This is a genomic window from Mucilaginibacter sp. GW821-FHT07H05 (assembly GCF_059418485.1).
Window position 1 is genome coordinate 809,630 of record NZ_JBWKPY010000001.1, and the last position, 14,570, is coordinate 824,199.

The following is a 14,570-nucleotide window of genomic DNA, read 5'->3' on the forward strand; positions in this document are numbered from 1 at the left end:
ACTCATCAACAAATCAAAATTTCATAATCCGAAATATATCCTATCTTAGTCTGATTTTCAATCAGATGTTAAAGCCCTATTACATATTAACTATTATTGTTTTATTATTTTGCATGGTGGCCTGTCGCCAGGCTGCAAAAGATACGCACAGCTACGGCGGTTCGTCGTTAATGGCAGACAGCCTGCAAATTAAAACGCTGATAGAAAAGGGTAAAAAATTTCAGAATGGTAATGCCGACTCCCTGCCGGGCATTGCCTGGGAATTAGAGAGTGTAAGTAATTTACGCGATGATAAAACCGGGATGATCTACGCCGGTATGTTTAAAGCCTATTATTACTGGTTCACCACCGATTATGCTACCGCTATGAAGGTTACCCTGCAGGCGCTTACCAATGCCGAAAAGTGGAAGATCCGCCAGCCTATTCCCGAGATTTATTCTATTATGGCTAATATGCATAAGGAAAATGGCAACTATACCGCCGCTTTCCAGGATTGCATAAAGGGGTTAAACGAAGCTAAACAGAACCGCGATACGGCGTCCATTATTTCCCTGCTGGGTTTAAGGGCCATGTTTACGCACGGCTATTACCGTAAAAACGGCCATCCGCAGGATGATCATACCAGTTTGCAATTACAATTTGAAGCATTAAAAATAGCCGAGTCGAGCCCAAAATACGAGCGGATGCGCATCCGGTTTTACAATAACATAGCTCAGGCTTATAAGGAGAACAAAGCATACGATAAAACGCTGATGTATGCTAACAAAGCAGTGGTGTTAGCCAATAAGTACAACCAGCCCCGCTCATTAACGTACTCCTACAACTGGCTGGGCGAAGCTTATTATTATATGGGGCAGCGCCAAAAGGGGATAGCCTATTTAGACAGCGCCATAGCTATTTCGCGGCGGTCTGCATTACCTTTCCGGCAAATGGAAATCTACGAATCGATGCACTGGTGTTATATGTCGGCTAAAGATTACGAGCCGGCCATTGCAAGCCTCAACAGGTTTAATAAAATGCGCGACTCGCTTCAAATTGCCAAGAACGAAAAACAGATCAGCGAACTGCAGTTGAAATACGAAACCGGGAAAAAGGATAAGCAAATAGCGGTATTGGATGATTTAAACAGTGGCAAAAACCGCAAAATTGTATGGATATCCATTGGGATGTTTTTCTTTTTGGCGCTGCTGATCATCATACTTTACCAGAATGTGCTGATCCACCGCAATAGTAAACTGATGAAAGCCAGTAACGAACAGTTGAACGACGCGCTGCTGAAAATTGCCCATATCCAATCGCACCATATCAGGCAGCCGCTGGCATCTATATTAGGGTTGATGAATATTATTAAGGCCCATAATTACGAAGTGGATAAAGAGGTGTTGCAAAAAATGGATACCGCCGCGCATGATCTTGACCAGCGCATCCGCGATGTAATTAAGGAGACTGAGGTAGGCGATGGCGATTAACAAGACCGCATAATTGTAACCGCAAAGCCAAAAAACCTAATCTCCGATCAACTAATTGACTAATTAACTATCTTTGCAGCCTTTAGAATGAATAAAAAAGTAGCATTTTATACCTTAGGCTGTAAGCTGAATTATTCGGAAACGTCCAGCATTGGCCGCCTGTTTACCCAGGCCGGTTACCAAACTGTCGACTTTACCGATACGCCCGATGTATATGTGATCAATACCTGTTCGGTTACCGATAATGCCGATAAAAAGTGCAAAAAGGTAGTGAAGGAAGCGTTAAAGGTATCGCCTAACGCTTATGTTACTATTGTAGGTTGTTATGCCCAGCTAAAGCCAAAAGAGATTGCCGAAATACCCGGTGTTGATATGGTTTTAGGCGCTGCCGAGAAGTTTCGGATAGTTGATGTGATTACCGACCTGACCAAAAATGCCAAAGCCGTGGTGTATAACCAGCCGGTGAGCGAAGCCAATACCTTTGTTTCGGCCTATTCCTTTGGCGACCGTACCCGCACCTTTCTGAAAGTTCAGGACGGCTGCGATTACTCTTGTACCTTTTGTACCATCCCGCTGGCCCGCGGTGCAAGTCGTAGCGATACTATTGAGAATGCAGTGCAACAAGCGAAAGATATAGCCGCCTCAGGCGTAAAAGAGATTGTTTTAACCGGTGTAAACCTTGGCGATTTCGGTATTCGCGATGGTGAGCGTAAAGATAAGTTTGTGGATTTGGTAAAGGCGCTGGATGGGGTAGAAGGTATCGACCGGATCCGGATCTCCAGCATTGAGCCTAATTTGCTCACCGACGAGATTATTGAGTTTGTAGCGCAGTCCAAACGTTTTGTGCCGCACTTCCATATTCCGCTGCAAAGCGGAAATAACAAAATATTAGGGTTGATGCGCCGCCGTTACCGCCGCGAATTATATAGCGAACGGGTAACCAAGATCAAACAACTGATGCCCGATTGCTGCATTGGTGTGGATGTGATCGTCGGGTTCCCCGGCGAAACCCGCGAGGAATTTATCGATACCTATAACTTCCTGAACGATCTGGAGATCTCTTACCTGCACGTATTTACTTATAGCGAACGTGAAAATACACCCGCTGCCGAAATGAGCGGTACCGTGCCCGGATCAACCCGTGCCGAGCGCAGTAAGATGCTGCATATCCTGAGCGATAAAAAACGCCGTGCCTTTTACGAAACTCAGATCAATAAACACGCCGAAGTGCTTTTTGAGGGCGATATTAAAGAAGGCTTTATGCACGGTTTCACCCGCAATTACGTGAAAGTAAAGGCTAAGTATGACCCCATACTGGTAAACGAAGTGAAGCACGTACAATTAACAAATATTGCAGCCGACGGGGATATGGAGATAACCGAAGCTGTAGAAATATTTGTGCATTAATGATATATTCGCTGTAAATTATAAACGATGTTTCCAACCCTTTCGTCCTTAATAGAATATTTTACCGGGATACATATACTGCTGCCATTCCAAACATTCGGGTTTTTTGTGGCGCTGGCATTTATGGCAGGTTATTGGGCTTTCTCGCAGGAGATGAAGCGAAAGGAAAACCTGGGATATGTCCATTCTTTTAAACGTACGGTAACTGTTGGCGAGGCGCCTACCGCTACCGAAATTGCCGGCAACGGGATCTTTGGTTTTTTGTTAGGCTATAAACTGGTAGACGCCGCGTTAAACTATCATGCCCTGATTGATGATACCCAGGGATTCCTGCTCTCAAGCCGGGGCAACTGGGTTGGCGGGATCTTATTTGCCGGCGTATTTGCCTACTGGGCCTATTATGAAGCTAAAAAGCAACAATTACCTGCGCCTAAGCGACAGGAAGTTACCGTGCATCCGTACGAATTAATGGGCAACTTGCTGCTTTGGGCCGCTGTTGCCGGCTTTGCAGGCGCCAAATTATTTAACGCGCTGGAAAACTGGGACGAGTTTATGCGCGATCCGGTGGGGATGCTGGTAGGTTTTAGCGGGTTAACTTTTTACGGCGGCTTGATATGCGGCGGAGCAGCTGTACTATATATAGCCAATAAGCATGGTATTAAACCGCTAAATATGCTGGATGTTGGCGGGCCGGGTATGATGCTGGCTTACGGCGTTGGCCGTATTGGCTGCCAAATGTCGGGCGATGGGGATTGGGGGATAGATAACCTTGCTCCCAAACCGGGCTGGCTAAGCTGGGCACCCGATTGGATGTGGGCGTTCAGGTACCCGCATAACGTAAATGATACCGGCGAGATCATGACCGGTTTTTCTAAAATGGCTATGGTGAATGGGCGTATGGTAGAAACCTGCAAGTTTTGCCATGTGTTACCTGCACCTGTGTATCCAACACCATTTTACGAAAGTGTGATCTGTATCCTGCTGTTTATATTTTTATGGCAGATCCGTCATAAAGTAAAGGCGCCGGGCGTATTGTTTGGCATTTACCTTATTTTAACCGGGGTGGAGCGTTTCTTTATCGAACTGATCCGTGTAAACACCAAATACCATGTGGCCGGGATTCCCTTTACCCAGGCCGAAATGATCTCATTGATACTGATACTGGGTGGTATATGGCTCATTTATAATGGCCGCACGCATTCTAAAACACATGCAGGGGCTTAGAATGACTGTAGCCTATATTAAACATATCTCAAAAAACCAGGTGGTAAGGTTTGTACTATCTGCCGGCACTGGTTTTGTGGTTGATATTATTTGTTTCTACCTGTTTTATCATAATATTTTTGAAAAACGCTACTACTGGGTATTAGGGATGCACTTACGTAACTTTACGGTATCGCTGGCAGTATCATTCTTTTTAGGTGTGCTGGTTAATTTTTTAATGACCCGTTATATTGTGTTTACCGAATCGAAAACCAGTTTTTCCAAACAATTTTTCAGATTTACGGCGGTGGCCATTATCGGCTTTTTTGCCAATCAGTTTTTGTTGGAAATATTTGTGAACCAGTTAAACTTTTACCCGCCTGTAGCCCGGCCAATTGCGGCATTGAGTTTGTTTTTCGCCAGTTTTTTTATTCATAAAGCATTTTCATTCAGTTTATCATTACGTCATCATGCTGCAACAGATTCTTCCCAAAGTAGTTGAAATAGCAAAACAAGCCGGCGATTTTATCCGGCAGGAACGCGCCAAATTTGATCCGGATAAGATTGAGTACAAAGGCTTGAACGATATGGTATCGTATGTGGATAAAACCGCCGAGCAGATCATCGTAACAGCTTTAGAGCAGCTACTGCCCGAAGCCGGCTTTATTACCGAGGAACAAACCAAAACCAACGTAGCCGAACGCTACAACTGGGTTATTGATCCGCTGGATGGCACAACTAACTTTATCCATGGTTTGCCATGCTTTTCGGTGAGTATTGCTTTGAAAGAATATAGTGAACCCGTTTTAGGCGTAGTGTACGAGGTAAACCTTGACGAGTGCTTTTATGCCTGCAAAGGCCAGCCGGCATACCTGAACGGCAAAGAGATCCGCGTAAGCAATAAACCCAAAATAGCCGACAGCCTGATAGCCACCGGTTTCCCGTATTATGATTTCAGTAAGCAACCAGCCTATATAGCATTGTTTACCGAACTGATGAAAAGCTGCCACGGCCTGCGCCGCTTAGGCTCGGCCGCGGTTGATCTGGCTTACACCGCATGTGGTCGTTTTGAAGCCTTTTACGAGTATAACCTGAATGCCTGGGATATTGCTGCCGGGGTAGTGATTGTTCGCCAGGCTGGCGGCGATGTGGTGAATTATAAAGGTGGTGATGAAGTAATGGATACCCGGGAACTACTGGCTACCAATGGGAAAATAACGGGCGAGATGTTGGAAGTGGTACAGAAGTATTTTTGATAAACAGCAACTTGTCATTGCGAGGTACGAAGCAATCGCGAACTATGCAAGGTCGCTCTTTGGATGTGCGATTGCTTCGTACCTCGCAATGACAAGTTGTATATAACTAAAAAAGCCGCGTTAAGTGGCTTTTTTAATTATATATCTTTCGGACTTTCGGTCTTCCCGCCTTTCGGACTAATTTTTACATCGCCTCTGATACCACTTCGGTAACTTCGGGTACCATACGTTTTAGCAGGTTTTCGATACCGGCTTTAAGGGTAATGGTTGATGATGGGCAACCGCTGCACGATCCGCGCAACTCTACCGTAACCACACCTGCATCAAACGATTTATAGCTGATGGCGCCGCCATCCTGCTCAACCGCCGGGCGAACGTAATCGTGTAAGATCTGCTGAATCTTTATTTCTGATTCGGTTCCTTCAAATACCACATCTTCAGCCTGTTCTTCGGCCTGGATCTTTAATTCGCTTTCAACAGCACCTTTTACAAACTCTTTAACAATAGCTTCGATATCGGCCCACTCGGTACCTTCGGTTTTGGTAACGGTTACAAAGTTGCTGGCGAAGAATACGCCGTTCACAAACGAGAATTTATATAGCTCCTTGGCAAAAGGCGATTTCTCGGCGCTTTCCTTAGTTGCAAAGTCGGCGCTGCCATTGATCAACAACTTGTTGACAATGAACTTCATGGTTGCCGGGTTAGGCGTTGTTTCGGTATATACGTTGATATTCATGACGGTGCAATTTTAATACTTAACAAATGTACTCAGGATTTTGATTGCAAGTGCAGGTATCGGTTACTTTTACTCCAAAATGACTTACTTAAACTCCATTGAAAATCCGTTTGTCATTGCGAGGAGCCGGCCGAGGCAGTGAGATGGGGGCGACGCGGCAATCTCGTTGTACGCAGATCAAACTACGAGATTGCCGCGCTATCGCTCGCAATGACAAGCGGTGAATGCAGCCTTTTCATAGCTGTTTATATTCCCGTATAATTCCCAGGCGTAATCGCTTTCAATTCATTCTTCACCGCATCGCTCACCGCCAAAGTATCAATAAAACTCGCCATAGTTTGCGCGTTTACCTGTGTATTGGTGCGGGTTAGTTCCTTCAAAGCCTCGTATGGATTAGGGTAGCCTTCACGGCGCAGGATGGTTTGTATAGCCTCGGCAACTACCGCCCAGTTAGCTTCTAAATGGGCATTAATAGCGGCCTCGTTAAGCAATAGTTTATTTAACCCCCTGATGGTTGATTTAATGGCGATCAGCGTATGCGCTACCGGCACGCCAATATTGCGCAGCACGGTACTATCGGTTAAATCGCGTTGCAGGCGGGAGATGGGCAATTTGGCCGCCAAATGCTCAAAAACGGCGTTGGCTATGCCCAGGTTGCCTTCCGAATTTTCAAAATCAATCGGGTTTACCTTATGCGGCATGGCCGATGATCCTACCTCGCCGGCCTTGATCTGCTGCTTAAAATAATTCATGCTGATATAGGTCCACATGTCGCGGTCTAAATCTATCAGGATATTATTAATGCGTTTCAGGGCATCGCATTGGGCGGCAAAATTATCGTAATGTTCAATCTGCGTTGTGTATTGCGAGCGGCTGAGGCCTAATTGTTCGTCCACAAATTTGTTCCCAAACTCCTGCCAGTTAATTTGCGGGTAGGCTACATGGTGAGCGTTAAAGTTGCCCGTAGCCCCGCCAAACTTGGCCGATACAGGTACTTGCTCAAGCAAAGCCAATTGCTTTTCCAAACGCTCGATAAACACCCTGATCTCTTTACCCAACCGTGTAGGCGATGCTGGTTGTCCATGCGTATGGGCCAGCATCGGTACGTTTTCCCATTCGCTGGCACGTTGCACTAAAATGGATATCAGGTTAGTGATAGCCGGATAATACACATTATTTAAAGCCGTTTTAAAGCTATAGGGAATGGCGGTATTATTAATATCCTGCGATGTCAAACCAAAGTGGATAAACTCCTTGTATTCGGCCAGACCTAATTCGTCAAACTTTTTCTTGATAAAATACTCAACAGCCTTTACATCGTGGTTGGTTGTTTTCTCTATCAGTTTAATGGTTTCGGCATCATCTGTACTGAAATTTTGATAAATGCCCTGTAACTTTTCTTTTAAACTTTTATCAAAATCCTGTAACTGCGGCAGCGGATGCTGGTACAGCGCTATAAAATATTCGATCTCTACAAACACACGGTACTTGATCAGCGCGTATTCCGAAAAATAATCGGCTAATTCAGCAGTTGCGTTGTGATAACGACCGTCGACAGGAGAGATGGCCAGCAGTGGCGTGAGCGTTGACATATAGATAAGCGTATTTTTTGCAAAGATAGTTTTTCAAGTCGAAAGTCTTAAGTCCTAAGTCTTAAGACTGTGAAATTGAGTATTATCACACAATTGTCAGACTTACGACTTTTGACTCCGAACTTTAAACTTAACAATATGGAAACTTTGAAATCAAAAAATGTTTCCTTAGTTTTGACCCGGTAAGTCAATGAGTCAAAAAGATAGAATATTAACAGGCAGCCTGGAGCTTTTTTTCCGTGCAGGAATTAAGAGCGTCACCATGGATGATATAGCCAAACACCTGGCGGTATCTAAAAAAACCATTTACCAGTTTTTTACTGATAAAAACGAACTGGTAATTGCCCTGGTAACCAAAAAAATGCAGGAAGACCGGGAGCAGATGGAAGAGATTATTGCGCAGCCGGATAGCAACGTGATAGAGCAATTGCTAAAAATGATGCGTTGCGCCGAAGAGATCTTATCACGTGTCAACCCTATCCTGATGCACGATTTGCAAAAATACCACCCCCAGGCCTGGGATGTTTTCCAGCAGTTTAAAGCGGGTGTAATGATTGGCATGCTGGAGCGGTTATTGAACACGGGTATTGATCAGGGTTATATCAGGCCGGATATTAATGTGAAGGTATTGGCCCGCATGCGTGTTAACCAGGTAGAAATGGGTTTTAATACCGAAATATTTCCCCTGTCGGATTTTAGTCCCTGGAGCGTTCAGTTCCAGCTGATGGAGCATTTTAACTATGGTATTTGCACACTCGAAGGCTATAAATTGTTAGAACAATATAAAAACTTAATTAAACACGATTAAAAGCTGTTGACATAGGGGTGTCACTACCGCATGGCAACTTTGAATAATTAATAACATACATCACACAAATACACTTTATCATATATGAGAAAAATAGCAATAATAATGTTAATGTGGGGCCTAACCGTGCTGAAAGGCATGGCACAACAGGCGCCGCCCGATAATTCGCCTAAAAGTTTTACGCTTGCCGAGTGTATCAGTTATGCTTATCAGCATCAAAACGATGTTAAGAATGCCGATCTGGATAATAAAAGCACCGATTACAGGCTAAAAGAGATAACCGGTTCGGGTTTACCTCAAATTAATGGTACAGCATCGTTTCAGGATTATCTGAAAATCCCGACCACGCTTTTGCCGGCAGAAATTTTCAGCGGGCCTCCGGGTACGTTTATACCGGTTAAATTTGGTGTAAAGTATCAATCAAGCCTGGGATTAAATGTTAGCCAGATCATTTTTGATGGTAACTACTTTGTTGGCCTAAAGGCACGTAAAACCTATAAGGAACTATCAGAACGTAATTATACCCGTTCAAAAATTGAGGTTAATGTAAGCGTAACCAAAGCTTATTACCAGGTATTGGTAAGCGATAAGCAGATTGCTTTGCTGGATGCCAACATTAAACAGCTCAAACAACAACTTGATGAAACAACAGCCCAAAACAAACAGGGTTTTGCCGAAAAAATTGATGTTGACCGTTTAACTGTACAATACAATAACCTGGTTACCAACCGCGAAAACGTGCTGCGTTTATTAGCCCTGAACTATCAGCTGTTAAAATTTCAGATGGGGATGCCTATTGAAAACAGCCTGGTACTAAAGGATAAGCTGGAGGATATTAAACTGGAAGATAACCTGCCGCAGGTTGGCGCCGATACCACTTTTTATCGCAACCGGGTTGAGTATAGTTTGCTGGAAAGCCAAAAACGATTAAATGAGTACGATTTGCAAAGCAAAAAAGCGCAATACTTGCCTAAGCTAACCGCTAATGGTAACTACTCTTTATCGTATCAAAATAACAGCTTCGGTAATTTGTATAGTGCCAGTTTTCCATCAAGCTTTATTGGGTTAACGTTAAACATCCCAATATACAATGGCGGGCAACGTGCCAACCAGGTAAAGCAATCGCAAATTACGGTTCAAAAAGCGCAGAATGATTTGGATAATGCCAAAAACGCACTGATGTTGCAAGCCAGTCAGGCATCGATTATGTATGTTAATGGTTTGCAAACATTAAAAAATCAGCAAAAAAGCCAGGAACTGGCCCGCGAAGTTTTACGGGTATCAAAAATTAAATATCAGCAGGGGGTAGGTTCCAGCATAGAGGTTACCCAGGCACAAACCGCTTTAGAAAGCGCCGATAATAGTTATATACAAGGCCTGTACGATGCACTGGTAAGTAAAGTTGACCTTGATAAAGCTTATGGCCGTATTCAATAAAAATCTTAATCACACGAAAACACTATACAAAATGAAAAAAATATTATTCATAGCATTAGCAACGGTTTTGGCAGCTTGCGGCTCGAAACCTAAAGATTATAAAACAGAATTAGCCGATCTTAAAAAACAACAGGCTGATGTGGCTTCAAAGATTGCCAAAATAGAAGAAGAACACCCCGCGCCCGATTCATCAAAAGTTACGGATGTAAGGGTGGTGGATATTAAAACATCGCAGTTTACTAACTACGTGCAAATACAAGGTAAAATTGATGCCCAGGATAACGTAACTGCCTATCCGCAGGTGCAGGCCACTATTACCAGTATTTATGTAAAACCCGGTCAGCATGTTGGTAAAGGCCAGCTGTTGGTTCAGTTGGATAACAACGTATTACAGCAACAAATTGCACAGGCCGAAGCACAATTGGGCCTGACTAATACGGTATATCAGCGCCAAAAGAATTTGTGGGACCAAAAGATCGGTACCGAAGTTCAGTTTTTGCAGGCTAAAACAAATTACGAAGCTGGCCAAAAACAGGTAGCAGCCTTACGCCAGCAATCGGCTTTGTATACCATTAAATCGCCAATCAGCGGTAGTATCGACCAAATGGACCTGAAACTGGGCCAGGTAGCTGTGCCGGGACAAACAGGGATCCGTATTGTTAATGCCGATATTTTAAAGGTGAAGGCTGATGTGCCCGAATCATACTCGGGTGTAGTAGCGCAAGGTAACAAAGTGATCATATTAGTGCCGGATGCAAGCGACTCGTTAACTACTAATTTAACATTTGCCGCCAAGGTGATCGACCCAACATCGCGCAGTTTTGCTATTGAAGTTAAATTGCCCGAGCGTAAAACCCTGCGCCCTAACATGACCGCTATTTTAAAAATAGCCAGCTATACTAAAAACAACGCTATTGTGGTACCGGTTAAAGCTATCCAGAAATCGGAAACAGGTGATTTTGTTTTTGTGAACAATAACGGAGTAGCTAAAAAGCTGATCGTTAAAGCCGGGGCAACCTACGGCGGCCAAACCGAAATACTATCAGGCTTAAAAATTGGCGATGCCTTAATAACCGCGGGTGCCAGCGATATAGAAGATGGCGACAGGATCAAAGTTTTAGCTCCGGGTAATTAATTATTAAACAATTTGATCTTTTGACTATGAAAGACGTTCACAAAGAATTTGGCCCCTCAAGCTGGGCCATCGAAAATAAAACCGCCATTTACGTGCTTATATTTTTAATCACGGTACTGGGCCTGGTTAGCTATAATAATTTGCCGAAAGAGAATTTTCCGGATATCGCCCAATCGAAGGTGTTTGTAACTACTGTCTGGGGGGGGCAATCTCCGCAAAACGTAGAGAATTTGGTTACCCGTCAAATCGAAAAGCAGTTAAAATCACTTAAAGGTTTAAAAAAGGTTACCTCAAACTCAGTACAAAACGTATCTATTATTACAGCCGAATTTCAGGCAAATGTGAAAATTAAGGATGCGAAGATAGATGTAAAAGATGCGGTGGATAAAGCCAAGCAGGATTTACCTCAAAATGATAATAACCTGAAAGAGTCGGAAATATCAGATATTAACGTAGCCGATTTGCCTATACTGTATATCAATATCTCCGGCGATTACGACCTGAAAAGGTTAAAGGAATATGCCGATATTTTGAAGGATGAGATAGAAAGCTATAAGGAAATATCAAAAGTTGAAGAAGTTGGCGCCTTAACCCCCGAAATTCAGATCAATGTTGATTTGAATAAGATGACAGCGGCGCAGGTTAGTTTTGATGATATTACCCGTGCTATAGGCAGCGAAAACATCCTGGCATCGGTTGGTACTATTAAAACAGATGGCATCCGCCGTAGTATTGATGTGAAGCAGGATTTTAAAAATGCCGACGAAATACAGGCCATGGCTATCCGTAACCCTAAGGGCCAGGCTATTTATCTGCGCGATATTGCAGAAATTAAGGACTCGTTTTTGGAGCAGGAAAGTTATGCCCGTTTAAAAACGCCCGATAACCCTAATTTTAAAAATGTAATAACCCTTAACGTAAGTAAAAGGGCCGGCGAAAACCTGATCGAGGCATCAGACAAGATCAACGAATTGATCAAGCTGAAGCAAAAAACAGTTTTCCCGAAAGGCTTAGCCATTACCGTTACCGGCGATCAGAGCGATAAAACACGTACCACGCTGAACGACTTGATCAATACCATTGTAATTGGTTTTATACTGGTAACTGTGATCCTGATGTTTTTTATGGGTACTACCAACGCCATATTTGTGGCGCTATCGGTTCCGTTATCCTGCTTTATCGCCTTCCTGATTATGCCGGCCATTGGCTTTACGCTGAATATGATCGTACTGTTCTCGTTCCTGCTGGCGCTGGGTATTGTGGTGGATGATGCCATTGTGGTAATTGAGAATACGCACCGTATTTTTGATAATGGTAAAGTGCCAATTAAAGAAGCCGCTAAAATGGCTGCAGGCGAGGTATTTATGCCGGTATTTTCGGGCACAATGACTACCCTGGCCCCGTTTATCCCGCTGGCTTTCTGGAATAGCCTGATAGGGCACTTTATGTTCTTCCTGCCTATAACGCTCATTATAACGTTACTGGCATCGTTAGTGGTGGCTTATATCATGAACCCGGTATTTGCGGTTGATTTTATGAAACCACATTTTAAAGGTGAGCACGACCATATGAAGTTTGACAAAAAGACCAAACGTACCCTACTTGTTTTAGCGGTACTGACGGTGTTAAGCTACCTGATGTTTGCTGCCGGTAAATGGACTATGGGTATGGGTAACTTCCTGGTGTTGTGTATCCTTTTATACCTGCTTAACCACTTTGTGTTGCTGCGGGTGATAGATAAATTTCAGAATAACATATGGCCGAAATTTCAGCAATGGTATGCTAAATGGCTGGAGCGGGCTGTGCACCGCCCGGGTACTGTACTAACAGGTACGTTTGGCTTGTTTATTTTAGCCTTTGTGGTTAACCATTATTTAGGAAAAACACCGGTGTTTTTCCCTTCGGGCGACCCTAACTTTGCCTATGTATATATCACCATGCCAATAGGTACCGATCAGGCTACAACTAACGAGGTAACCCGCCAGTTAGAGAAACGTGTAGCCCAGGTGGTTGAACCCGATAAGGATATTGTATCTTCTGTAATATCAAACGTAACCAAAGGTGTTACCGACCCTACCGATGAAGATCAGGGCGATTACCAGAACAAGGGTAAAGTAACCGTTGCGTTTGTTGAATTTGGCAAGCGTAAGGGTAAGGATACCAAAAAGATCCTGCAAAATATCCGCGCGGCGGTGCAGGGTGTGCCGGGCGCAAAAATTTCTGTAATGCAGGAAAATAGTGGTCCGCCGGTACAAAAGGATATTAGTATCGAAATTATTGGCGATAATATTGATACGCTGGTAGCAACCGGTAACCGTTTAAAAGCATATATCGCTAAGCAAAATATCCCAGGTATTGAAAACCTGGTGGCTGACGTGCAAAGCGACAAACCAGAAGTAGTATTTGATATTGACCGTGAGCGGGCCAATCGTGAAGGTATCAGCAGCGCGCAGATTACGCAAGCATTGAATACGGCTATTTTTGGGACTAAGGCAGCCGATTACAGGAATACCAAGGAAGATGATTACCAAATAAAGGTAAGGGCGCTTGAAAATCAGCGCAGCAATATTGATGAGCTGCGTAACATCAAGATCACTTATCGTGATATGGCTACAGGTGGCGCTATCCGTCAGGTACCCATATCGGCCTTTACCGATGTAAGGTATACCAACACTTATAGCAACATTAAGCGTAAGCAACAACGCCGTGTGTTAACCTTGGGATCAAGCGTTATTAAACCTTATAACCCTAATGATGTTAATGCCGCAATATTGCGTTCGTTACCTGATTTTAAAAAGTCGGATAGTGTAATTATCAGGCAGGGTGGCGGCCAGGAAGACCAGATGGAAGCCATGATCTTCTTATTAAGCGCCTTAGCAACATCCTTCGGGCTGATCCTGATTATCCTGATGATCCAGTTTAACTCGATTGGTAAAACGTTTATCATCATCAGCGAGATCTTCTTCAGTATCATTGGTGTATTGCTGGGTATCAGTATCTGTGGCATGACTATGACCATTGTAATGACGGGTATCGGTATCATAGCCCTTGCAGGTGTGGTAGTCCGAAATGGTATCCTGCTGGTTGAGTTTACGGATATGCTGATAGAGCAGGGCGTAAGCGTACATGATGCCGTTGTAGAAGCGGGCCATACCCGTATGACACCGGTACTATTAACCGCTACCGCCGCTATATTGGGCCTATTGCCACTGGCCGTAGGTTTCAATATCGACTTTGTGAGGATGTTCACACACTTTGAACCACATATCCACTTTGGTGGTGATAACGTTGCCTTCTGGGGCCCACTGGCCTGGACCATGATCTTCGGTCTTGGTTTTGCAACCATCATTACACTGATATTGGTGCCATGTATGTACCTGATCAGGGTGAACATGAAGAACAGGTTGTTCGGGAAAAAAGAGAAAGTGGAAGAAGCTGAATTAGCGGAAGCTTAATAGGAAATTACCCCAAAAATCAAAGTCCGCCTGGTTAATACCGGCGGACTTTTTTGCTAATTTTTTGTCATT

At 43.9% G+C, this 14,570-nt stretch carries 11 protein-coding genes; 9 read left to right on the plus strand and 2 right to left on the minus strand.

What is annotated here, in order from left to right; genetic code table 11:
• The first annotated feature begins 65 nt into the window (after positions 1–65).
• From AC07M6_RS03425 to AC07M6_RS03445, 5 genes are all read left to right on the plus strand, one after another.
• Positions 66–1,469: a tetratricopeptide repeat protein gene (locus tag AC07M6_RS03425; protein WP_494887512.1), complete on the plus strand. Its 1,404-nt coding sequence runs from the start codon at positions 66–68 to the stop codon at positions 1,467–1,469.
• A gap of 87 nt (positions 1,470–1,556) precedes the next feature.
• Positions 1,557–2,876, plus strand: a complete 1,320-nt coding sequence (gene mtaB, locus AC07M6_RS03430; protein WP_494887513.1) for a tRNA (N(6)-L-threonylcarbamoyladenosine(37)-C(2))-methylthiotransferase MtaB — start codon at positions 1,557–1,559, stop codon at positions 2,874–2,876.
• Positions 2,877–2,903: 27 nt separating this feature from the next.
• Entirely contained in the window at positions 2,904–4,100 is a 1,197-nt protein-coding gene (locus AC07M6_RS03435) for a prolipoprotein diacylglyceryl transferase (protein ID WP_494887514.1), read from the plus strand.
• A gap of 1 nt (position 4,101) precedes the next feature.
• Complete coding sequence (locus AC07M6_RS03440; protein ID WP_494887515.1) at positions 4,102–4,581, plus strand: GtrA family protein; 480 nt, start codon at positions 4,102–4,104, stop codon at positions 4,579–4,581.
• A complete protein-coding gene (locus AC07M6_RS03445) occupies positions 4,550–5,335 on the plus strand; it encodes an inositol monophosphatase family protein (RefSeq protein ID WP_494887516.1) in 786 nt (261 codons plus the stop codon). Before AC07M6_RS03440 ends, AC07M6_RS03445 begins: the two co-directional genes overlap by 32 nt.
• 184 nt (positions 5,336–5,519) lie before the next feature.
• Here AC07M6_RS03445 and AC07M6_RS03450 read toward each other — a convergent pair whose 3' ends face one another.
• Together AC07M6_RS03450 and purB are read right to left on the minus strand one after the other, a co-directional pair.
• The gene (locus tag AC07M6_RS03450; RefSeq protein ID WP_494887517.1) at positions 5,520–6,071 is read right to left on the minus strand and encodes a NifU family protein; all 552 of its coding nucleotides are present in this window, start codon (positions 6,069–6,071) and stop codon (positions 5,520–5,522) included.
• A gap of 245 nt (positions 6,072–6,316) precedes the next feature.
• Entirely contained in the window at positions 6,317–7,663 is a 1,347-nt protein-coding gene (gene purB, locus AC07M6_RS03455; RefSeq protein WP_494887518.1) for an adenylosuccinate lyase, read from the minus strand.
• 190 nt (positions 7,664–7,853) lie between these two features.
• On the opposite strand from purB, the gene AC07M6_RS03460 reads away from it, so the two are divergent.
• The 4 genes from AC07M6_RS03460 (at position 7,854) to AC07M6_RS03475 (ending at position 14,498) form a co-directional block, all read left to right on the plus strand.
• Entirely contained in the window at positions 7,854–8,471 is a 618-nt protein-coding gene (locus AC07M6_RS03460; RefSeq protein ID WP_494887519.1) for a TetR/AcrR family transcriptional regulator, read from the plus strand.
• A 105-nt stretch (positions 8,472–8,576) separates the two neighbouring features.
• Positions 8,577–9,908 (plus strand): TolC family protein, encoded by a 1,332-nt coding sequence (locus tag AC07M6_RS03465; RefSeq protein WP_494887520.1) that lies wholly within the window; start codon positions 8,577–8,579, stop codon positions 9,906–9,908.
• A gap of 31 nt (positions 9,909–9,939) precedes the next feature.
• Entirely contained in the window at positions 9,940–11,043 is a 1,104-nt protein-coding gene (locus AC07M6_RS03470; RefSeq protein ID WP_494887521.1) for an efflux RND transporter periplasmic adaptor subunit, read from the plus strand.
• Between the two features lie 26 nt (positions 11,044–11,069).
• On the plus strand, positions 11,070–14,498 hold the full coding sequence (locus tag AC07M6_RS03475) for an efflux RND transporter permease subunit (RefSeq protein ID WP_494887522.1): 3,429 nt from the start codon (positions 11,070–11,072) through the stop codon (positions 14,496–14,498).
• Positions 14,499–14,570: the final 72 nt, after the last annotated feature.